The organism is Burkholderia sp. WSM2232, from assembly GCF_000472545.1.
Lineage (GTDB): Bacteria > Pseudomonadota > Gammaproteobacteria > Burkholderiales > Burkholderiaceae > Paraburkholderia.
Genome location: NZ_KI421432.1, coordinates 639,834 through 660,245, shown reverse-complemented (window position 1 = coordinate 660,245; position 20,412 = coordinate 639,834). Strand labels below are relative to the sequence as shown.

General features: G+C 62.5%; 15 protein-coding genes. 5 read left to right on the top strand and 10 right to left on the bottom strand.

Annotated features, from left to right (window positions below):
• Nucleotides 1–67 precede the first annotated feature (67 nt).
• Nucleotides 68–706, bottom strand: a complete 639-nt coding sequence (locus tag F757_RS0132770) for an HD domain-containing protein (RefSeq protein WP_027215051.1) — start codon at nucleotides 704–706, stop codon at nucleotides 68–70.
• 246 nt (nucleotides 707–952) lie between these two features.
• Between F757_RS0132770 and F757_RS0132765 the strand changes: the two genes are divergently transcribed.
• Nucleotides 953–1,915, top strand: coding sequence for a GlxA family transcriptional regulator (locus F757_RS0132765; protein WP_027215050.1), 963 nt, complete (start codon nucleotides 953–955; stop codon nucleotides 1,913–1,915).
• An 82-nt stretch (nucleotides 1,916–1,997) separates the two neighbouring features.
• Entirely contained in the window at nucleotides 1,998–2,756 is a 759-nt protein-coding gene (locus F757_RS0132760) for an SDR family oxidoreductase (RefSeq protein ID WP_027215049.1), read from the top strand.
• A gap of 733 nt (nucleotides 2,757–3,489) precedes the next feature.
• On the opposite strand, the gene F757_RS0132755 is transcribed toward F757_RS0132760, so the two are convergent.
• The 4 genes from F757_RS0132755 to F757_RS0132740 all read right to left on the bottom strand — a co-directional run bounded on the left by F757_RS0132755 (nucleotide 3,490) and on the right by F757_RS0132740 (nucleotide 7,622).
• Nucleotides 3,490–3,855, bottom strand: coding sequence for a response regulator (locus F757_RS0132755; RefSeq protein WP_007178665.1), 366 nt, complete (start codon nucleotides 3,853–3,855; stop codon nucleotides 3,490–3,492).
• Between the two features lie 39 nt (nucleotides 3,856–3,894).
• Complete coding sequence (locus F757_RS0132750) at nucleotides 3,895–4,437, bottom strand: hypothetical protein (RefSeq protein ID WP_027215048.1); 543 nt, start codon at nucleotides 4,435–4,437, stop codon at nucleotides 3,895–3,897.
• Complete coding sequence (locus F757_RS0132745) at nucleotides 4,434–5,168, bottom strand: methyl-accepting chemotaxis protein (RefSeq protein WP_027215047.1); 735 nt, start codon at nucleotides 5,166–5,168, stop codon at nucleotides 4,434–4,436. Before F757_RS0132745 ends, F757_RS0132750 begins: the two co-directional genes overlap by 4 nt.
• A gap of 63 nt (nucleotides 5,169–5,231) precedes the next feature.
• Complete coding sequence (locus F757_RS0132740; protein ID WP_027215046.1) at nucleotides 5,232–7,622, bottom strand: HAMP domain-containing protein; 2,391 nt, start codon at nucleotides 7,620–7,622, stop codon at nucleotides 5,232–5,234.
• A gap of 299 nt (nucleotides 7,623–7,921) precedes the next feature.
• Here F757_RS0132740 and F757_RS0132735 point away from each other — a divergent pair, with 299 nt between their 5' ends.
• Entirely contained in the window at nucleotides 7,922–9,694 is a 1,773-nt protein-coding gene (locus F757_RS0132735; protein ID WP_027215045.1) for a phospholipase D-like domain-containing protein, read from the top strand.
• Between the two features lie 120 nt (nucleotides 9,695–9,814).
• Here F757_RS0132735 and F757_RS0132730 read toward each other — a convergent pair whose 3' ends face one another.
• From F757_RS0132730 to F757_RS0132720, 3 genes are read right to left on the bottom strand one after another with little or no spacing between them, the layout of a single operon-like run.
• On the bottom strand, nucleotides 9,815–11,335 hold the full coding sequence (locus tag F757_RS0132730) for an efflux transporter outer membrane subunit (protein ID WP_027215044.1): 1,521 nt from the start codon (nucleotides 11,333–11,335) through the stop codon (nucleotides 9,815–9,817).
• On the bottom strand, nucleotides 11,335–14,553 hold the full coding sequence (locus F757_RS0132725; protein WP_027215043.1) for an efflux RND transporter permease subunit: 3,219 nt from the start codon (nucleotides 14,551–14,553) through the stop codon (nucleotides 11,335–11,337). The genes F757_RS0132730 and F757_RS0132725 overlap by 1 nt, the downstream gene beginning before the upstream one ends.
• Nucleotides 14,554–14,565: 12 nt before the next feature.
• The gene (locus F757_RS0132720) at nucleotides 14,566–15,795 is read right to left on the bottom strand and encodes an efflux RND transporter periplasmic adaptor subunit (RefSeq protein ID WP_027215042.1); all 1,230 of its coding nucleotides are present in this window, start codon (nucleotides 15,793–15,795) and stop codon (nucleotides 14,566–14,568) included.
• Nucleotides 15,796–16,217: 422 nt separating this feature from the next.
• On the opposite strand from F757_RS0132720, the gene F757_RS0132715 reads away from it, so the two are divergent.
• Together F757_RS0132715 and F757_RS0132710 are read left to right on the top strand one after the other, a co-directional pair.
• Nucleotides 16,218–16,955 carry a response regulator gene (locus F757_RS0132715; protein ID WP_027215041.1) on the top strand — a complete coding sequence of 246 codons (738 nt, stop codon included), beginning with the start codon at nucleotides 16,218–16,220 and terminating at the stop codon, nucleotides 16,953–16,955.
• Nucleotides 16,939–18,186 carry an ATP-binding protein gene (locus F757_RS0132710; RefSeq protein ID WP_027215040.1) on the top strand — a complete coding sequence of 416 codons (1,248 nt, stop codon included), beginning with the start codon at nucleotides 16,939–16,941 and terminating at the stop codon, nucleotides 18,184–18,186. Before F757_RS0132715 ends, F757_RS0132710 begins: the two co-directional genes overlap by 17 nt.
• A 53-nt stretch (nucleotides 18,187–18,239) precedes the next feature.
• On the opposite strand, the gene F757_RS36370 is transcribed toward F757_RS0132710, so the two are convergent.
• On the bottom strand, nucleotides 18,240–18,416 hold the full coding sequence (locus F757_RS36370; RefSeq protein ID WP_198021457.1) for a hypothetical protein: 177 nt from the start codon (nucleotides 18,414–18,416) through the stop codon (nucleotides 18,240–18,242).
• A 556-nt stretch (nucleotides 18,417–18,972) separates the two neighbouring features.
• Nucleotides 18,973–20,190: a diguanylate cyclase domain-containing protein gene (locus F757_RS0132705; protein ID WP_027215039.1), complete on the bottom strand. Its 1,218-nt coding sequence runs from the start codon at nucleotides 20,188–20,190 to the stop codon at nucleotides 18,973–18,975.
• Between the last annotated feature and the right edge of the window lie 222 nt (nucleotides 20,191–20,412).

Below are 20,412 nucleotides of genomic sequence, written 5' to 3'. Positions count from 1 at the left end.
CGGCGCGGGAGTTCGTTCAATCGCTCATCATCCCATATGGGGCCGCGCGGGCCCCGTTATGCTTGCATTACTCCTTCCACGAAGAGCCGAGAATCATCGTGCAGAAATTCTCCCGATGATAATGCGGGTCCTTCAGCTCGAGCACGTCGGCCTTCACGTTGCCGAACGTGGTGTGCGGCTTGTGGATAATGCCCTGCGTGAAGGCGTCGATAATGCCTTCCTTGAAGTGCGCGCCGCGCGGATGCGCATGCGTGACCGCTTGGCGTTGCTCTTCGGTGAATTCGTCGTAGGCAATGCCGAGCACGTCCATTTCCACGCCCGCCGTGACCAGCGCGACGACCGGCTTCATGTGCTGGGGAATGCCCGGCGTGGTGTGCAGTGCAATCGAGGTCCACACCTGTTCGATGTCGTCTTCGCCGATACCGTGACGCTGCAGGAAGTCGCGCGCCGCGTTGGCGCCGTCCACCTCGAAGCGCTCATGCTCCGTGCTGTACGGCGCAACCAGTCCCATGTCATGGAACATCGCGCCGATATACAGCAGCTCCGCATCGTATTTCAGTTGCTTGCGCTCGCCGGCCAGCGCGCCGAACAGGAATACGCGCCGCGAATGGTGATACAGCAGATCGGTTTCGGTATCGCGCACGAGTTCGGTGGCTTCGCGCGCCATCATGCTGTCGGGAATATGAATGCCTGCAATCGTGGTCATTTGCCTGATTCCTTGAATGCGTGGATGAAGGGAACGCGCTCGCCGCGCAGCGGGCCAGCACGTTTGCTATGCTGGACCACCGCGTCAGTCGTATGGCTTTTACCGTCGATGCGGTGCGTCCGATGAGGTTCAGTATTGACCAACGCGCTTTGCGCGACAATCGCGTGAAGCCGTCGAACACTGCCAATCGCACTACGTTGACTGCCGTGCCACGCGCGCTTGCCTTTGAAGAGAAGGAATCATTCGATGCCCACCGTCGCAATCGCGATTTTTCCTGGCGTGCAGGCGCTCGACGTCGCTGGCCCTGTCGACGTGTTCTCCGAAGCCAACCGCTTTATCGCGCCTGACGCGCGTTACACAGTCACGCTGCTCAGTGCGAAGCAGGCGCCGCTGCGTGCGTCCAACGGCATGACGCTGATCGCGGATGCCGCGTTCGAGCGGGCTCGCGAGCCCTTTGACCTCGCGTTGGTCGCAGGCGGCCCGGCGCTGCCGGAAGGTGAGCCGCCCGAGGCGCCCTTGCTCGACTGGCTGATGAACGTCGCGCCGCAATGCGCCCGTTACGGCTCCATCTGTACCGGCGCCTTCGCGCTCGGCCACGCCGGTTTGCTGGATGAGCGCAACGTCACCACGCATTGGCAGCACGCGGCGCAACTTGCCGCGCAGTTTCCCAAGGCGCGCGTCGACTATGACCGCATCTATCTGCGCGACGGAGAACTGGTCACCTCAGCGGGCGTGACTGCGGGCATCGACCTTTCGCTTGCCCTCGTCGCCGAAGATCACGGGGCGCATATCGCCCTCGCGGTGGCAAAACGGCTCGTCGTGTTTGCGCAGCGCCTGGGCGGACAATCGCAGTTCAGTCCGTACCTCACGGCGCCGGCCGACGACACTTCGCCGGTTGCGAAAGTGCAGGCGCATGTGATGGAGCACATCCGCGAGAGCTTTACGGTCAGGCAACTCGCCGATGTCGCCGGTATGAGCGCACGCCATTTCGCGCGCGTGTTCGTGCAGGAAACCGGCGTGACGCCGCATGAATTCGTCGAGCGCGCGCGGGTTGATGCGGCGCGCCAGCTGCTGGAAAGCAGCGCCGCCGCGCTCAAGGCCATTGCCTACGATTGCGGTTTCGGCACGGCCGACCGCATGCGCATTGTCTTCATGAAGAGAATCGGCGTCACGCCGACGCAGTACCGCGAACGCTTTCGCGCCGCCTGAGAGCACGCGGGCCGCAGCGCTGCGCGTCTGAAACATGCGTGAGAAGATATCGGCCTGCATCAGCCAACGTATAAGGACCGACATGAACCCCTCTTCTCCGATTCGCGCCATCGTCACCGGCCACACGCGCGGCCTGGGCGCGGCGCTCGCCGAGCAACTGCTGGCACGCAACGTCGCCGTGCTCGGTCTGTCACGCTCGCGCCATGCGTCGCTCAAACAGCGCTTTCCCGCATTGCTCGAAGAAATCGAACTCGAACTGGCCGAGACGGCGCGCGTTGTGCAGTGGCTGCAAACGGATGCGTTGCGGGCATTCGTGAGCGGCGCGCGCACCGTCCTGCTGATCAACAACGCGGGCATGGTGCAGCCGATTGGCCCAATCGAAGGACAGGACGCGACGGTCATTGCAACCGCCGTGAGCCTGAACGTGGCCACGCCGCTCATGCTCGCCGGCGCGCTCGCGGCCGCGAGCCCGGACGCGAGCGACCGGCGCATCATGCACATTTCGAGCGGCGCGGCGCGCAATGCGTACGCTGGCTGGAGCGTTTACTGCGCGACCAAGGCGGCGCTGGATCATCACGCGCGCGCCGTCGCACTGGATGCGACCCGCGCGCTGCGTATTTGCAGCCTCGCGCCGGGCGTCATCGACACGAACATGCAGGCGCAGATTCGCGGCACGGGCGTCGAGCAGTTTCCGCTGCGCGAGAAGTTTGAAGACCTGAAGCGCAACGGTCAGCTTTCCACGCCCGAGCAAACCGCCGCACAATTGCTCGAATACGCATTCAGCGATGCATTTGGTGAAGCGCCGGTGGCCGATATTCGCGAGATAGCTAAGCCGGTGTGAAGCGTCCCACTGCGCCTATCGTGAGTCCCGAAAAATCTCACCTTTGAGCGCCCGCGGCAATGATTTGTCTGCTGTCGTAACGGCGCATGTTGCGAATCCCGGTGTTTTCACAGCGGCTTGGCAGCCGGTCTGCCGCGTTTTTGCGGAGATTTGTCGCCTGTCCGGCGTATTGTTGCGAGGGTTTCCCGGCACGCATGCGCCGCACCGCCGGCTCCCGAAAATCCTCACCTTTGACCACGCGGCAGTTGCGGATCACCGCAACCAGCGGTTTTATGGCTCCCGAAAACCCTCACCTTTAGCGCCCGTGGCCATGTCGCAAAGCCATGCTGGGCGGGGGGTCGCAGTCGCAGGGCAGGCCATTCCCGAAAAGTCTCACCTTTGAACACGCGTGAATAGTCTGGATACCCAGGTAAGCAGTTGACGCGCGCTGTCGATACCAATCGACTTGTGCGCACCCAGACTTTTCAGGCTTGCAGGTTTCGCGGCTGCGGTTAGCGGTGAGCCGCACGACCCGCAGCGGCTCACGGATCGTCGCAGCAGTCCCAAAGGCTCCCGAATCTTCTCACCTTCGGCGTTGCAGACGAGGCAACGGTTCGTGCTTTCGCTCCCAAGCCGGGCGGACCTCTAGCGGATTCCTCGCATTCCGGCGGCAACCACGCGGCTGATCCGGCGTCCGCATCGCCGCGCCGAAGCGCTCCCGAAAACGCTCACCTTTAGCGAGCGTATCCGCGTCTTAGCTCGCGAGCTTGCGAAACGTCTCCAGCACGGCGTCGCCTTTGAACGGCTTCACAATCCAGCCCTTGACCCCCGCCGCCTTGCCGCGCTCTTTCATTGCCGGGCTGCTTTCCGTCGTCAGCATGATGACGTTGACGGTCTTGTTCGCGAGCTCGCCGCGAATCTTTTCGACCATCGTCAGGCCGTCCATGTTGGGCATGTTGACGTCGCTGATCACGAGCTTGATGCCGGGGCTCGCCTTCAGTTTCGCGAGACCGTCTTTGCCGTCTACTGCGGTGTCCACGTCGAGACCGTTCTTCTTCAGGAAGCCGGCCACTTCGTCGCGTACCGTGCTCGAGTCATCCACCACCAGAATTTTCGACATATCGTTTCCTTCACTACAAACTATCAAACGGCCAAACGCTCAAAACAACTCCAGCTCACCGCTGGTTTCCTCGACGGCGCTCGTGTCGGCGGTAAAGTCGACCGGCGCATACGCGCAAACGCAAAGAGTGGCGCCAAGGCGGGCAGTGCCGCCAAGCGTCACCGAGTACGACGACAGCAGCGCAGGCTTCAATTCACGCAGATGCGGCAGGCAACGCGCGCTCAGCACATAGGGCGTCGACATGCCGAGGTCCGGGAAATAGCGCAGCAGTTCCTGGTTCATCGCCCCGCAGCACAGGTTGCAGATTTCAAGGAAGGCTTCCTGAAAGCGCCGTTGGTCGGCTTCGTCCTTCAGGTAGTAGCGCCGCGTGCTGTCGTCTTCGTCGAAATGGAGAATGAGCAGGACCCTGAACACGATGGACGAAATGGTCAGCACGACCACGTGGCTGCCCAGCGCCGTGGCCTCATCCGCTTGCGCGACCGACACGATGTCGCACGAGTCGTCCGGATCCAAAGGCAAGCGCGCCTGCGCGGCCTTGCGGAAAATGCGTTCGAAGCTGTCTTTTGCATGCGCCGTGATCACGCGGGTACCTCGTCGAGCTTCGCGTGAAATTGATGGGCCATCGATTCAACGCTGGCAAGCGAAGCCGCAATCATCTTGCCGCCTGCCTGAATGTCCTGAAACGTAGACGTCGTGGTCAGATCGTTGCGATGCAAACTGTCGCGATAGCTCTTCGACAACTCCTCGGACCGCGCGGCGAGCGAACGCACCTCGCTCGCCACCACGGCAAAGCCGCGGCCCGCGGGGCCCGCACGCGCGGCTTCTATCGACGCGTTGAGCGACACGATCACCACATGCCGCACAATCGACGACAGTTCCTGATTCTTCGCGTGCATGTCGTGGTTTTGCGTCATCAGCGAGATCATTTGCTCGTGCCAACGCTCGAACGCTGCGCCCAGCCCTTTCAGACGCGCCGCTTCGCTCGCCAGTTGCTGCGCCTGCTGTGCCCACTGAGCTTTATTCTGAGTGACGGCCGCGAGCGCCGTGCGCAATTCGTCGGCGCTTGCGGATTGCCGCGCCAATTCCGCGCGCAACTGCTCGTTCTGCGCGAGCAGCGCCTGCTCGGCTTGCTTGTGTTCTTCCGCCGATACGTCGAGACTCGCGTGCTCAAGCCTGAGCGAATCGACGCGCGCCTCGGCCTGCGCATGCAGCCGCGCCGTGAGCCTTGCGCTGTAGAACCGATGCGCGACAAAGCCGAGCAACGCCGTTGCGGCGCTGCCGGCCAGCGTCGCCAATAAATACTGTTGGATCACAACCATTCCTTGAAAAGCGCCGCGATGTCCGGGTGCAACGTCACTGCTCGACGCGTCATTGCGTTATTGCGCGATTGCGTCCGTGCGAAGTTCGCCGTCTTTGTCGCGGGCTTCGGTGCCGAGCGTATCGACGGCCATGCTGTCCGGCAGACACACGATGGTCTGGAACTGACGGAACGCTGCACCTTTATGATCGTCGGTAAAACGCAGTTGAATGCTGCCGTTCTCGCGCTTCAGGAAGTCGCGCACCGCATCCATGCCGACGCCGCGGCCCGATACCGCCGTCACCGTTTCCGCCGTCGAAAAGCCGGGTCGGAAAATGAAGTCGGCAATAGCTTCATCGCTCATAGCGTCGTCCGGGCCGATCCAGCCCCGCTCAATCGCGATGCCGCGAATGCGCTCGAGCGCGAGGCCGCGGCCGTCGTCGCTAAGTGTGATCTGCAACGCGCCGCTGTCCACGCCGACCTCGATGGAAATCGTGCCCGCCGGCGCCTTGCCTTGTGCGCTGCGCGCCTCGGCAGATTCAATGCCGTGGTCCATCGAGTTGCGCAGCAAATGCATGAAGACGTTGTTAAGCAGGCTACCGGCATGGCCGCGCAGACGATAACCGTTGTCGTCGATTCGCACGGCCGGCGCCGGCTTGCGCAGTTCGCCCGCAAGCGAGGGCAGCGAACCGAGCACGCCTGAAAGCGCGTCGCGAATGCTTTCGCTGCCGAGCGCGCGCAGGTTGCGGCGCAGAGTGTCGTGCATGGCCTGCAACTCGTGCAGCGCGCTGACATCGGTTGTATCGAGCAGACTCAGCGTGCGCTGGATCTGCTCCTTCTCCACCATCACGTAGCGGCCTGCATTGCCGGCGTCGTTGCGCCGCGCCTGGCCCCGGCGACCCAGACTGTGTTCGTTGATGCGCGCGTAAGCTTCGATCGCCTCGCGCACGCGCGCCAACTCCTGCATCAGATGCTCCTGATCCCACGAACGGTCCGCGTCCGCGCGGCGCAGTTCGTGATAGCTCTGCTCCGTTTCGTGAACGACATCGGTCAGATGCTGCAGGTTATATGTGCGCGCATTGCCCTTGATCGTGTGCATATTGCGGAACAGTTCGGCAATTGCCGCGTGATCCGCTTCCGAATGCTTGCGAATGATGCGCTCGTTTTCGCTAATGAAGCCCGCCGAGCTTTCAATGAAGTGGTGAAACTTCTCTTCGCTGACGGCGAGAATTTCGCCGATCATGTCGAGGCGCCGACGCTGTTCGCTGGCCTCCGCCGCGAGCTTGCGCAACTCGGTCACGTCGCGCACACACAGCATCAGGCGCACGATGACATCGTTTTCGTCGGTAATCGCGGACCAGCTCAGGTCGAGAATTTTCACGCGGCCGTCGGGCATGCGCTTCGAAATTTCGCCGACCAGCAAGTGCTGATTGAATGCGAAGTTGATGCAGTCTTCGCCGAGGCACGCATGCGTGGCGGCGTCGACTTGCGACAGCGCGTCGGCGCCAAGATCCGTTTGGGCAAAAACCAGATCCATGAGTGCGCGCCCGGCAATGTCCCTGGTCTCGAAGATGTCTTCCAGATACGCCGAGTACTCCGCGTGAATCACGGCGCCGTCGATCACCGTCAGAATGCCCTGCTGCATGTTCTGCAACATCGCCTGAATGTCGGCGGTTTTCTGCTTCAGTTGCGCGGAGCTTTCCTGAATCTTTTCGATCATGCCGTTGAAGGCGACAATCGAATGGCCAATTTCGTCGAGGCGCCCAACCGGCACACGGCGGGTGAAATCCTGGCTCGATGCAATCTCGCTCATCATCGCCTGCATGCGGCTAAGCGGCCGCGTAATCTGGCGATACAGCAATGCGCCGATCGAAGTCAGCAGGAGAATCGCGATACCGGTGACGGCAGCAATTGCCGTCGTGGTGGTTGCAAGCGTGGCATTGAGCGCGGTGATCGCTTCGTCCTTCTGGCGGTTTTTCTCGACGCGCAGCGTGTCGACAATCCCTTCCAGTTCGTCGCGATACTGTGCGACGTTCGCGAACAGATACGCCTGCGCCAGTTCGTTCTTGCCGTCGGCTTTCATTTTTGCCGTCTCGGCAATCGCGGAGAAATAATTGTCGAGACTGTCGCGGGCCTGCGAAACAAGGCCCTTTTGCGCATGACTGGCAGCGTCTTTGGCCTGCAAGGCGAGCGCCTGTTCCAGCGCGAGCCGTTTCTTCTTCAGTTCGTGCTGCGCCTGCGCGACCATGTCGCCGTCGGGCGCGTAGACGAGCGTCATGGTGGCGATCTGCACGTCCTTGACCTGCGAAACGAGGTCGGCGGAAGCCAGCGCGCTCGGCACGACGCCCTCGGTAACCTTGCGCACTTCGGCTGCGCTGCCGCGCGTTTGGTAGACGGCGTAGCCGCCTATCGCCGACAAGGCGACGAACATCAAGACAACCAATAGCGTGATGCGATGACGGATAGTCATGTGAACCCCGGGTTCTGGCCTTCGCGTCTGCCCTCGTTGGAGCAGCGCGTTTTTTCGTGCGATATGACTCGCGCGTGGAAATGCGTTTGAATCGTGCTTGCAGCGCTGCGGAGTATTGCTCATACGTGTTACCAAGCGATGACGACAGCCTTCCTGCCCGCGTTTGAGGGCGCGAATTTATTTCTAAAGTTTTTGGCGGCGCTGCCGTTAATTCACGGCCGCTAATTTCTGCGTTGTCACCATTCCAACAAACTGCGCGTCCAGACTCAAATCTTTATCTGGCAAAGTGGAGCGAGACAATGAACGTCAGCGTGCGCAGCTATCTTTCTCCGACACTCGTACTACTCGCGTTCGATTGGCCCGAAGGCGCAACACGCGACGATTTTCTCGGCTTCGCGATCAAGCGCACGCCCGGTTTTCTTTCTGCCGACGGACGGCAACGCGAGGCAAGCAGCTGGCTGCCGAACCGGTTGAGCTTCACAGGCGCCGTGCCGGACACGCAGAAAGACGCGCCGACAAATGAAGCGCCGATCCAGAAATTCATGTGGTGGGACGCACGCATCGACGAAGCGGATCGTGAAAGGTCGTTCACGTATCTCGTGTATCCGGTAGTCGGCAAGCCGGACGCACTGCATCTGCTCGACGCGCAGAAAGGCGAATGCAAACTGACGTTGCCCTCGCATATAGAAGCTGACATCGGCACGTGGTTCAACCGCGCGGTGGTCAGTTCGCAGGCATTTGCGCGCAAGGTCGCGGCCTTGCATCTTGCGCCGAACCAGGCGCCGTCGGCGGAACAGGCTTTGCGCCTGCGCACCTGGCTCGCGAACGATTTGCAGGAGGTGTTCGCGTTGACGCTGAAGGACGCGCGTCGCGCGGCGTCCTCGGTGTATCACCTTACCGATCAGCTATGGGCCATCCCTGCATTCGCCGCGTTCGGCGAGAAAGAGGGCAAGGCGGCGCTCGCTATCGTGTATGACGCGCACCAAGTGTCGCGAAAGGGCAAGCCTCCCGCGCCTTCGCCGAACCAGCCCGCCGTCGAACAGCTTGGCGCGGTCGCCACGTTTGCGCCGCGCGACAAGACGCACATCATGCACGACAAGTTCATTGTCACTGACGACGGCAACGGGAAACCCACGCCCGCGCGCGTGCTGACCGGCTCGGCAAACTTCACGACCGAGGGCATCACGGAACAGGCGAACGTGCTGCATCTGTTCGACTCGCCGGAACTCGCCTCGCTTTACAGCGAACGCGCGAAGGCGCTGGCGGGCAACCCGGGCATTGCGGAAACAGCGAAGCTCGCGCCCGGCTGGTCGCAGGCTATCGAAATAGGCAGCGCGAAAGTGCGGGTGTGCTTTTCACCGGAGCCGAAGAACTCGCGTACGCAGATCGATACCATTATCGATGCAATCAACAAAGCGAAGCACTCGGTGGTGTTCTGTCTTTTCATGCCGACCGACCAACCATTGCGCGACGCATGCTTTGCGGCGGGCGATAGAGACTTGATGATGTTCGGACTCGTCAACCACATCAGCCCGAGATCGGCGCAGGCGGCGCAAGAAGCGCAGGAAAGTGGACAGATTGTCACGACGACCGCGCTCGCCAACATGGATCTGTATCACCGGGGCCGCGAAAAGCACGACGTTATCGACGCGGAATACTTCTCGCCGGCAACCGTCCCGGCAGGCTTCGAGCCGGAGCTGCGCCTCTTTCCTGGCGAAAACGCCCCGCCCTATGCACCTGTGATCGTTCACCACAAGTTCGTCGTGATCGACGCCGAGGGCGCAAATCCGATCGTCTACACCGGCTCGGCGAATATGAGCAACAACTCGGAGCATTTCAACGACGAAAATCTGCTCGAAATCCGCGATCGCCGCATTGCCGGCACGTATCTCGCGGAATTTTTGCGGCTCTACGAGCACTATCGCGCACGGGCTCTGGCGATACGCGAGCGGCACGGCGGCGCACATCAGTCACTCAAGCTCGCACCAGACGGCGCGTGGTCGAAGAAGTACTTTGTCGCGCATAGCCCCGAGTCGAAATCGCGCGTGGCGCTCGCGCACGGCGGCGATTGAGTGAGCGGAACAACGGGAGCGCGTCACCACACTGCGCTCCCGAATCCGCTCACCTTTAACTACAAAGTGCGCAGACAGTTACGCATATTCTCACCTCGCCGGCTCCCGAAAAGTCTCACCTTAGCTGTTCGAGCCGTCCCATCCGCCGCCCAACACCTTGTACAGCGTCACGAGATTCGACTGCCGCGAAAGGATGTCGGTTGCGAGTTGCTGCTGCGCCGTGTAAAGGGTACGTTGGGCGTCGAGCAAGGTGAGAAAGCTGTCTGTTCCCGCCTTGTAGCGTGCTTCGGCGAGGGTGTAGTAGCTCTGCGCAGAGGCTACATATTCGCGGTCCGCCTGCACCTGGTCCACATACGTTGCACGCGCCGTCAGCGCATTCGCGACCTCCTTGAAGGCCGTCTGGATGGCGCTTTCGTAGTCGGCCACCTCGATCTGCTTTTCGATCTTCGCGACATCGAGCGATGCCTTGTTGCTGCCGTAATCGAAGATGGGCACCGAAACGCTCGGGGCGAACGTCCACGCGCCGGTACCTGCCTTGAACAGATTCGAGAGCGCAGTACTCGACGTGCCCGCGCTGGCCGTCAGTTCGATCTTCGGGAAAAATGCCGCGCGCGCCGCGCCAATATTTGCGTTGGCCGCCTTCAACGCATGCTCGGCCTGCACGATGTCCGGCCGACGGGTGAGCAGCAGCGACGGTGCACCCGCACCGATGTCCGTGAACATGGATTCGTCGTCGAAGGTGCGCGCAGGCGGCAGGTCGTCCGGAATCGGCGCGCCGAGCACGGCCGCGAGATTGTTGCGGTCCTGCGCGGCGGCGCGACGGTACGAAGCCAGATTTGCCTTCGCACTCGCAAGTGAGTTTTGCGCCTGTTGCACGTCGAGCAGCGAAGCATTGCCGAGTTGCTGCACGCGCCTCGTCACGTCGTAAGTGGCCTGGTCCGACTTCACCGTGTCTTCTGTCAGTTGCAGTAGACGCTCGTCGGCGAGCAAGGTCAGATAGTCGGTCGCCACCGTCGCGATCAGGCTGATTTGCGTGCTATGCCGCGATGCATCGGTTGCCAGATAGTTTTCCAGCGCCTGGCGCTTCAGGCTACGCAGGCGTCCGAAGAAGTCGATTTCCCACGACGTCGTCCCGACGTTCACGTCGCTAGAACTCGCTATCGCACCTTGCGTCCGCTCGCGCGTCATGCTGCCGCTCGCGGCGATGGTCGGCGCGAATGCGGCGCGCGTGATCCGGTATTGAGCCTCGTATTCCGCGACGTTCAGCGCCGCGACACGCAAGTCTCGATTGTTGGCGAGCGCAACCTCGATCAGGCGCTGCAGACGCTCGTCGCGAAAGAAGCCGTGCCACGCGGTGTCCGCAGCGAGCGGGGAGGTGTTCGATGACGTAGTGGCTGTTGTGGCTGTCGCACCCGTTCTGCCCGTTGCGCTCGTTGCGCTCGTTGCGCTCATTGCGTTTACCGCGCTCGTCGCGCTCGCCCCAGCGTCCGCAGCGGCTCGCGCCGCCGTTGTGCTCTCATATGCGTCGCCTTCCGGATACGCCGCGGGAATCGGCGCGGCGGGCCGTTCATAGTGCGGGTCGAGCGTGCAACCCGCGAGCAGCGCGAGGGCAACTGCGCATGCACTCAGTTTAAGTTTCATCATTCAACACCTTCCTGTTGCCTCGCACCGCCGTGCTCGCCAAACAGGCGGCGCACGACGACAAAAAACACCGGCACGAAAAAGATCGCCAGCACCGTGGCGGCGATCATGCCGCCCATCACGCCTGTGCCGATCGCATGGCGGCTCGCGGACCCCGCGCCCGTGCTGATCACAAGCGGCAGCACGCCGAACACGAACGCGAGCGACGTCATCAGAATCGGACGCAAACGCAGACGCGCAGCTTCGATGGTGGCCTCGATCAGCCCTCGCCCTTGCGCTTGCAGGTCTTTCGCGAACTCGACAATCAGAATCGCGTTTTTCGTCGAGAGCCCAATTGTCGCGAGCAGGCCGACCTTGAAATAGATGTCGTCGGACAGGCCGCGCAGGTGCGCGCCGAGCACCGCGCCCAGCACGCCGAGCGGCACCACGAGAATCACTGCGATTGGAATGGACCAGCTCTCGTAGAGACCCGCGAGGCAGAGAAACACCACGATCAGCGAAATGGCGTACAGGTAAATCGCCTGCGAACCCGCCACCCGCTCCTGATACGATTGCCCCGTCCAGTCGATGCCATAGCCCGCCGGCAGCTTTTTCACGAGCGCATCGACGGCGGCCATCGCCTGGCCGGTGCTGGCGTTCGCGCCGGTTTGCGCGGTCATCTCCATCGCAAGCGTGCGGTTGAAGCGCTCGATCTGCGGCGGCCCGAACGTCCACTTGCCGGTCGCAAATGCGGAGAAGGGCACCATCTGGCCGTCGTACCCGCTGGTTGTGCTGGCAGCACTCGTCGTGCCGCTCGTCGAACTGCTGCTGGACGCGCTTGCAGTCGTGCTGCCGGAGGTGCTGCTGGACGTGCCCGACTTCACGTACCAGCGTCCAATGTCCGACGGCATCATCCGGTACGGCGCATCGGCCTGCACGTACACCTTCTGGATGCGCCCCGTGTCCACGTAGTTGTTCACGTAAGACGAGCCGAACGCCGTTTGCAGCGTATCGTTCACATCGGAGATGGAAAGCCCGAGTGCGCTTGCCTTTTCCCGGTCGATATCCACGTGGAATTGCGGCGTGTCCTCCAGCCCGCCTGGCCGCATGCCGGCTATCGCGGGGTCTTTCGCTGCGAGCGCCATCAACTGCTGGCGTGCGGCCATCAGCTTGTCATGCCCCTGGCCTGCGCGGTCTTCCAGTTCGAAGTCGAGACCGCTTTGCGTGCCGAGTTCCTGAATAGCCGGCGGATTGACCGCGAATACCTGCGCAGCGCGCAAGGCAGCAAAGTGCATGTTCGCGCGTTGGATTACCGCGCTCGCCGACCCGTTGCTGCCGCGCCGCGCGCTCCAGTCCTTCAGCTTGACGAAGGCGAGCGCATTGTTCTGCCCCGAACCGTTGAAGCTGAAACCCGTCAGGGTAATGAGCTGATCCACCTCCGGCTGGCTGCGATAGTAGTTCTCGACCTTCTTCACGACTTCGAGCGTCTGCGAAGCGGGCGTACCCACTGGCGCGGAGATCGACGTAATGATGCTTCCCTGGTCTTCGTCTGGCAGATACGAGGAAGGCAGTTTCATGAACAGCAGCGCGACCACGCCCGCAATCAGCACATAGATCACCATATAGCGCATGGGCTTGCCGATTACGCGCGCCACCGCCGAATCGTAGCGGTCCGTACCGCGCGAGAGCATGCGGTTGAACCAGCCGAGCACGCCGCGCCTGTCATGATGCTCGACGTCGGAACGCTTGAGCAACGTCGCGCACAGTGCGGGTGTGAGCGTCAACGCGAGGAACACCGAGAGCAGCATTGCCGCGACAATCGTGATGGAGAACTGCCGATAAATTGCGCCCGTCGTTCCCGCGAAAAATGCCATCGGAATGAACACGGCAATCAGCACAGTCGTAATGCCGATCAGCGCGCCGGTGATCTGCTTCATCGCACGGCGCGTGGCTTCCACCGGCGATAGCTTTTCCTCCGCGATCAGGCGCTCGACGTTTTCCACCACCACGATTGCGTCGTCCACCAGCAAGCCGATTGCGAGCACCATGCCGAACATGGACAGCACGTTGATCGAGAAGCCGACCGCCGACATTACCGCGAACGTGCCGAGCAACGCGACGGGCACCACGATAGTCGGGATCAGCGTTGCGCGCAGGTTCTGCAGAAACACGTACATCACGACGAAGACGAGCAGCACCGCTTCGATCAGCGTCTTGACCACCTCTTCAATCGAAATGCGCACAAACGGCGTGGTGTCGTACGGGTAATCGACGACGACATTGCGCGGCAGTTGCGGGCTCAACTCCTGCAGCTTCGCGCGCACGGCTTTGGCCACGCTCATGGCGTTGGCGCCGCTCGCGAGCTTGACCGCGAGCGAGGCGGCCGGCTTGCCGTTCAGGCGGGAGTCGGTGCTGTAGTCGTCGGCGCCGACCTCGACGCGCGCGACGTCCTTCAACATTACCTTCGAGCCGTCGCTGTTCACGCGCAGCAGAATCGCGCCGAACTGCGCGGGGGTGGTCAGCAGGCTCGACGCGGAGATCGTCGCGTTCAATGCCTGAGCTCTGGTCGACGGCGAGCCGCCGATCTGACCGACGGAAAGCTGCACATTCTGGTTCGTGATCGCGGTGGTGACGTCGCTGGTTGTCAGACCGACGGCCTGCAACCTGACCGGATCGAGCCAGATGCGCATGGCGTGCTGCGCGCCGAACAGCGTGACGTCGCCCACGCCGTCTATCTGCGTGAGCGGGTCCTCGATCTGCGTCGCAATGATGTTGCCGAGGTCGATGGAATTGATGCTGCCGTCGCTCGACGAAAGCGACACGATCATCAGAAAGGAGTTGGCCGCCTTGGCGACCTGCACGCCCTGTTCCTGCACGGTCTCCGGCAGCGACGAGGTCGCCTGTTCGACCTTGTTCTGCACCTGCACCTGGGCGATGTCCGCGTTTGTGCCTTGCTGGAACGTCAGCGTGATGCGTGCCTGGCCAACGGAGCTGCTCGTCGACGACATATAGAGCAGATGGTCGATGCCGCTCAGTTTCTGCTCGATCACCTGAGTCACGGTGGTCGCGACGGTTTCGGCGGACGCGCCGGGGTACGTTGCCGTGATCTGCACGGAGGCCGGCGCGACGCTAGGATATTGTTCGACCGGAAGCGTCGCGATTGAAGCACCGCCAATCATCATGATGACAATGGCGATGACCCACGCGAGGATCGGTCGGTTGATAAAGAAACCTGCCATGAGATTCTCGCTTTAGCTATGGGCGGCAGACGCCGGGAGCGCGCTGCCCGCGGTGGCCGGCGCAGGCAAAGCCCCGGGCGCCTCTACCGGCTTCACGACAGCGCCGGTGCGCGCATTCTGCGAACCGGACACGATCACGCGGTCGCCCGCCTTCAGGCCGCTTGTGACGACCCAGTCGGAGCCGGACGCGATGTCGGCGGTGACCTGGGTCTGCACGACCTTGTTGTCGGCACTCACCGTCAGCACGCTCGCGGAGCCGTCGGACGCACGCGTTACTGCGAGTTGCGGAACCGTAATCGCCTCGCGATTCACGCCTTCCTCGAGCCGGGCCCGCACGAACATGCCGGGCAGCAGCACGCCGTCCGGGTTCGGGAACACGCAACGCAGGGTGACGGAGCCGGTGGTGGCATCGACGGTGATGTCGGAGAACAGCAGCTTGCCTGGCTGTGCGTATGTGCTGCCGTCTTCCATCACCAGATGAACCACGGCGCTGTCGGCGCCCGACTGCTGCAACTGGCCGCTGGCGAACTCTTTCTGCAGGCGCAGCCAGTCCGCGGACGAGCGGGTCACGTCGAGATACATTTCGCCCGTCGCCTGCACGGTGGCGAGCGCGGTGGTCTGTTCGGCGGTGACGAGCGCGCCCTCGGTCACGCTCGATTTGCCGATGCGCCCTGCGATAGGCGCAACCACTTTGGTATAGCCGAGATTGATAGCGGCGGTCTTCAGTGCGGCCCTATCGGCGAGCACGTCGGCGTTGGCTTCTGCGAGCGCGGCCACGGCGTCGTCGTAATCCTGCCGGCTCACGCCCTGGATGTTCCACAATTGCGCGTAACGCGTGGCCTTGGTTTGCGCCGCGTTCGCGGTCGCAACGGCTTTTGCAAGGGTGCCGACTGCCTGGTCGTAGGCGGCCTGGTAGCTGGCTGCGTCGATCTGGTAGAGCACCGCGCCGGCCGTGACCTGCGAACCCTCCGTGAACAGGCGCTTCCTGATAATGCCTTCAACCTGCGGCCTCACTTCCGCGACGCGAATAGCGGACAGCCGGCCCGACAGTTCGGTGTTCGAGACAACGGTGTGCGGCTTGATGGTTTCGACGCCGACTTCGGGCGTCACATGCGGCGGGCCCTGAGTCGCGTGGTCGCCGCACGCCGCGAGCATCAGTATGGCGGCGGCAACTGACGCGGCGAGAAGTATGGAACTGGGCGCACGCGTCGGGGATGCGACGGGATTGGACGGGGTTGGCATGCTCGGGGCATCCTTCGACTAGATTCGACAAAGGACCGTCTGGCATGCGTCGCCGGTTCAGGTAAGAGCCACACAACGCGAAGCCAGCGGCAACGGATGGCCCACAATAATGAAAGGCGCCTTACAGTGGCTTAGGCAAGCATTACGCGCTGTAACACGGTGCGTGGGTTGCGTAGGGTGCGTGGGGTGCGGATCATTGCGCGATTCGTCGCAGCCGTCGAAGACACGCCCCTACCGTGCAGCGCGCCCGAGGCGTTGCATCATGAATGGAGCGTGGCCGGATACTCCGAAACGGTTCCGTAAGAAACGGTAAGCTTGGAAAAGGACCCGAAAGCGCGGGCATCGGGCAATTCGCTATATTCGGCTACGGTGGCAGGGCGCCCCGTGCACGCCGCCAATGACTTCATCGAGCAGGGCCGATCATGCAAGACATGTCCATCCAGGTTTTACTGGTCGACGACGACGCCGATCTTCGCGACCTGCTGCGGACGTTTTTCCAGCAACGCGGCATAGCGATCTCCGTATTGCATGACGCCAACCAGCTAGCACGCCGGCTCGAGCGCGAACGGCCGTCCATCGTCGTGCTCGATCTGATGATGCCGGGCGTGGACGGCCTCACCGCACTCAGGCAACTGCGTGCGAGCGGCGACACCATTCCGGTAATCATGCTGACGGCGCGCGCCGACGGTGTCGACCGTGTGGTCGGCCTCGAATTGGGCGCCGACGACTATCTCGGCAAGCCCTTCATGCCGCAGGAATTGCTTGCCCGCATTCACGCCGTGCTGCGACGCCATGCACAGCCGGCGCCGGCAACGGCACCAGTGGAAAAGCGCGAGGCGCTGCGCTTCGGCCAGTTCCGCCTCGACTTCGCGAGCCGCACCTTGTTTCGTGACGGCGAGCCGCTCAAACTGACCGGCAGCGAATATGCGTTACTGGAAGTGCTCGCGCAGCATCCGATGCAAACGCTCTCGCGCTCGAAGCTCGTGGACCTGCTGCATGGCCCGCACTCGGAAGTGACCGAGCGCGGCATCGACGTGCCGGTGTGGCGCCTGCGCCGGCTCCTGGAAGACGACCCCGCCAACCCAAGACGCATTCAGACGGTGCGCGGCATCGGCTATATGTTCGTGCCCGGCAGCAGCGACGATGAAGAATCCCTTTAACACGCTATTCGGCCAGCTCGCGTTGATGACGGTTGGCCTGATAGTCATCGTCCACGTCACTTCATTGCTGCTGGTGGACCGTGATCGTGGGCAGCTCGACACGGGGCATGCGCAGCGGGCGCTGTTGCTTGCGGTCGAGGCGCAACGTAGCGGCGCAGTGACTGCTGCGCAGATTTCGGCCACGCTCGGCGTGGTGCCGATCAATGCGAGCGACGCCATTCCCTATGGCTGTCCCGCGCCGTGCCGGGACACATCAGGCCCGTTCCAGAGCGCGCTGCGCGCGAAGCTGCCACCCGGAAGCGAAGTGGTCGCGGACCCGGAGAATGGCAACGTCTGGGTGCGTTATGCGGGCAATCCTGGTTGGCTCAAGCTCGAGAACTCGATGCTGCCTGCGCGCCGCTTTATTAGCGCGTCCGCCATGATGCTGGTGTTCGCGGTGATTCTTGCGCTCTTCGGCGCGTGGCATTTGCAACGGCCGTTGCACCGCCTCGCGATTGCCGCACGCGAGTTTCGCCTCGGACATCGAGCACCGGTCGTACCGGCGAGCGGTCCACGCGAGGTAAAGGAGCTCGTCGACGATTTCAACCAGATGATGCATCAACTCGCGCAGGCCGAGCAGGAACGCGCGGTGATGCTCGCGGGCGTCGCGCACGACCTGCGCGCTCCGATCACGCGCATGCAGGTGCGCGCGGATCTGCTGCCGGACGAAGCAAACCGCAGCGGTTTTCTGCGCGACGCAGAGTCGTTGTCGCGCATCGTCACGCAGTTCCTGGATTTCGCACGCGAGAGCGCCGACAATTCGCCGCGCACGAGCGTCGATGCGCATTGCCGCCGCCATTACGGTGAGAGTCTCGGCAACGACGCGCTGGTTCGTCTGCACCTGCAGGCGGGCGACGGCTTTGGCTTGCCGCTCGTCGACCTGGACCGCATTCTCGGCAATCTGATCGAAAACGCGCTCACGTATGGCGAGCCGCCGGTCGAAGTGTCGACTTCGCGTCACAACGGACACTACACGCTGACAGTGCGCGATCACGGTAGCGGTATTCCGGGCAGCCAGCTGGAGCGCGCATTGCAACCGTTCGTACGACTGGACGAAGCACGCAGCAGCGACGCACATTGTGGCTTGGGTCTCGCGATCGTGCGGCGTCTCGTGCGATATAACGGCGGCGCTTTTCACGTGGACAATGCGGCCGATGGCGGGCTGGTGGTTTCGATGAACTTCCCTGCCTAGGACGAAGGGCGGTCCGCGCCCGCCCTTTGCGACCATCGCCTTAGCGGCTCACATCAACCCTGCGCGACGTGGCCCGGCACGACGACCGCTCCATGCGGACCCTCGCCATGACCGCCGCCAGGACCACCGCCGGGGCCGCCGCCGCCCCAACCTGGCGGCGGTCCCCACCAGCATCCGCTCAAAGTTGCGCTCAGGGCGGCCAACGTTGCGATTGCCAACAGCTTCTTCATTGTTTCTCCTTCGGTGGATGAATGGTCACGCAAGCGTTGTCGCGCTGCGTGTCAGTCCGCAACTTATCAATTCACCAAAGAGGATGTTTTACCTGGCCGTTACAAACGGCGCATCAGATGCGTTGCGTCGTATCAGGTATCGAGGCGGGAATTCGCGCTGCATGTGTGTTGCATGGCGCTTGCATGCGGGCGGGCGCCGCCTTTTCGCGCTAACGCTTTGTTCGGATATGGAAGCAGATGTAAGGAGATGAGCGCCGCGCGCAAGCATGCGGCGGCATGGAATGCTTTATCTCCTGGAACAGCTCACCTTTGCGGCGACCTCCTGGAACTCCTCACCTTTGTCGGCACCGGCGCCTCAGCCAGGCTGAGCGGTGCGGTGCGGTGCGGCATGAATCTTGGGATTACTCACCATTGCCCGAGGCGCGACACCTCTTGGAACGTCTCACCTTTGGCCCGGATACGATCACGGTGAGGCCGTCTCCTGGAATTCCTCACCATCCTGGAACGGCTCACCCTTGGCGATATTCGAGAGAAACGTGGTGGCTCGCCCGACGCGTCATCGCGTCAGCCTGATCACATTGGAAAGCCCCGCTGCGGACGAAGCACCGAAGCTATAGGTCGAGCGGCCGCTGCGCTTGGCCACGTACATGGCCGCATCGGCGACATCGAGCAATCCGCCCACGCTCTTGACACGGTCGGGAAACGTCGCAATGCCAATGCTCACGCCAATGGCGAAACGGCCACCATACTCGCGTTCGCCCACGGCCTTCACGCTCGCAAGAAGGCGCTCGGCAAGATCCCGCAATTGCGAGTCGTCGCCGCAATCGGCTGCAAGCAACACGAACTCGTCGCCGCCCACACGGGCCAGCATGTCGTTCTGGCGCGTCGCCGCCCGCAACGATTCCGCGAGCCGGCGCAGCAGCACGTCGCCGGCGCTATGGCCGAGCGCGTCGTTGACGTTCTTGAAGCCGTCTATGTCGAGGTACAGGAGCGCGACTCGCCGTGATTCGCCTGCCTGGTTCGACAGCTTGTCTATCGCGGACAACAGCCGACGGCGGTTCGGAAGTCCCGTTAGCGTGTCCTGCGCCGCTTGTTGATCGAGTGCATTCGAATAGGCATGCACCCTCGCGAACGCACGGCGCTGAACATAGACCGTGTAGACCATCAGGCAGCACACGAGCAAAGCCATGGCCACAAGCGCAGCGCTCCCGAACGTGAGGCGTTGGTGAGCGTCCTGCATGGCGGCACTGCGTCTTTCCCGCCAGTCGTTCAGCAACAGGCCGAGATCCTGGCGCAGCTCATCCATGTAGAGCTTGCCTTCGTTCGTCTGCACGAGCGCGATGGCAGCCGCGCGGTTGCCGCTGCGAGCCAGCTCGATGGTGCGCGCCAGTTCGCTTACCTTGTCGGTCTTCGCATGCTGGACCCGGCGCAACAGTTCGAGCGACTTTTCGTCGCTGCCTGCCGCTTGCTGCAGGCGCAGTATGGTGTCGTCCAGATCGCGAATGCCCTGGCGGTACGGCACGAGGTAACTTTCATCTCCGGTGAGCAGATAGCCGCGCTGTCCGGTCTCCGCATTCTCCAGATCGTGCAGCACGCGATTTGCGGCGCCCAGCACGGAGAACGCTTCTTCGTCGCGCAGGCTGTCGGCGACGATCACCTTTGCCTCGTACACGAACAGACCCGCCGCGACGAGCAAGCCAATGGCCATGCTGACGTAAAGCGCAATGAAACGGTTTCGATCAGCTTTCGCGGAGCGGAACAGACGCGCGGGCACAAGTGGCTCCAAAGCAGGTTAGGAAGCAGAATGATACTGGAGACCCGTGATTTCTTCGCGGCAAGCCGCCACATGTAGGCGCTGTCGGCCAGCGGCTTGCTGTCGCGCCTGACTTGAGATACAGGAACCGGCAGAAACATGCTGCTTGGAACAGCTCTGCGTCGCCCTGTGAACCAGGCTTTTATCGCCTTGCTTTACATCTGCCGTCTGCTATCTTTCTGT

Excerpts from the sequence above, each read along its gene's own strand:
- F757_RS0132770 (WP_027215051.1), bottom strand. The coding sequence starts at position 706 with ATGACCACGATTGCAGGCATTCATATTCCCGACAGCATGATGGCGCGC.
- F757_RS0132765 (WP_027215050.1), top strand. The coding sequence starts at position 953 with ATGCCCACCGTCGCAATCGCGATTTTTCCTGGCGTGCAGGCGCTCGAC.
- F757_RS0132760 (WP_027215049.1), top strand. The coding sequence starts at position 1,998 with ATGAACCCCTCTTCTCCGATTCGCGCCATCGTCACCGGCCACACGCGC.
- F757_RS0132755 (WP_007178665.1), bottom strand. The coding sequence starts at position 3,855 with ATGTCGAAAATTCTGGTGGTGGATGACTCGAGCACGGTACGCGACGAA.
- F757_RS0132740 (WP_027215046.1), bottom strand. The coding sequence starts at position 7,622 with ATGACTATCCGTCATCGCATCACGCTATTGGTTGTCTTGATGTTCGTC.
- F757_RS0132735 (WP_027215045.1), top strand. The coding sequence starts at position 7,922 with ATGAACGTCAGCGTGCGCAGCTATCTTTCTCCGACACTCGTACTACTC.
- F757_RS0132730 (WP_027215044.1), bottom strand. The coding sequence starts at position 11,335 with ATGAAACTTAAACTGAGTGCATGCGCAGTTGCCCTCGCGCTGCTCGCG.
- F757_RS0132725 (WP_027215043.1), bottom strand. The coding sequence starts at position 14,553 with ATGGCAGGTTTCTTTATCAACCGACCGATCCTCGCGTGGGTCATCGCC.
- F757_RS0132720 (WP_027215042.1), bottom strand. The coding sequence starts at position 15,795 with ATGCCAACCCCGTCCAATCCCGTCGCATCCCCGACGCGTGCGCCCAGT.
- F757_RS0132715 (WP_027215041.1), top strand. The coding sequence starts at position 16,218 with ATGCAAGACATGTCCATCCAGGTTTTACTGGTCGACGACGACGCCGAT.
- F757_RS0132710 (WP_027215040.1), top strand. The coding sequence starts at position 16,939 with ATGAAGAATCCCTTTAACACGCTATTCGGCCAGCTCGCGTTGATGACG.
- F757_RS36370 (WP_198021457.1), bottom strand. The coding sequence starts at position 18,416 with ATGAAGAAGCTGTTGGCAATCGCAACGTTGGCCGCCCTGAGCGCAACT.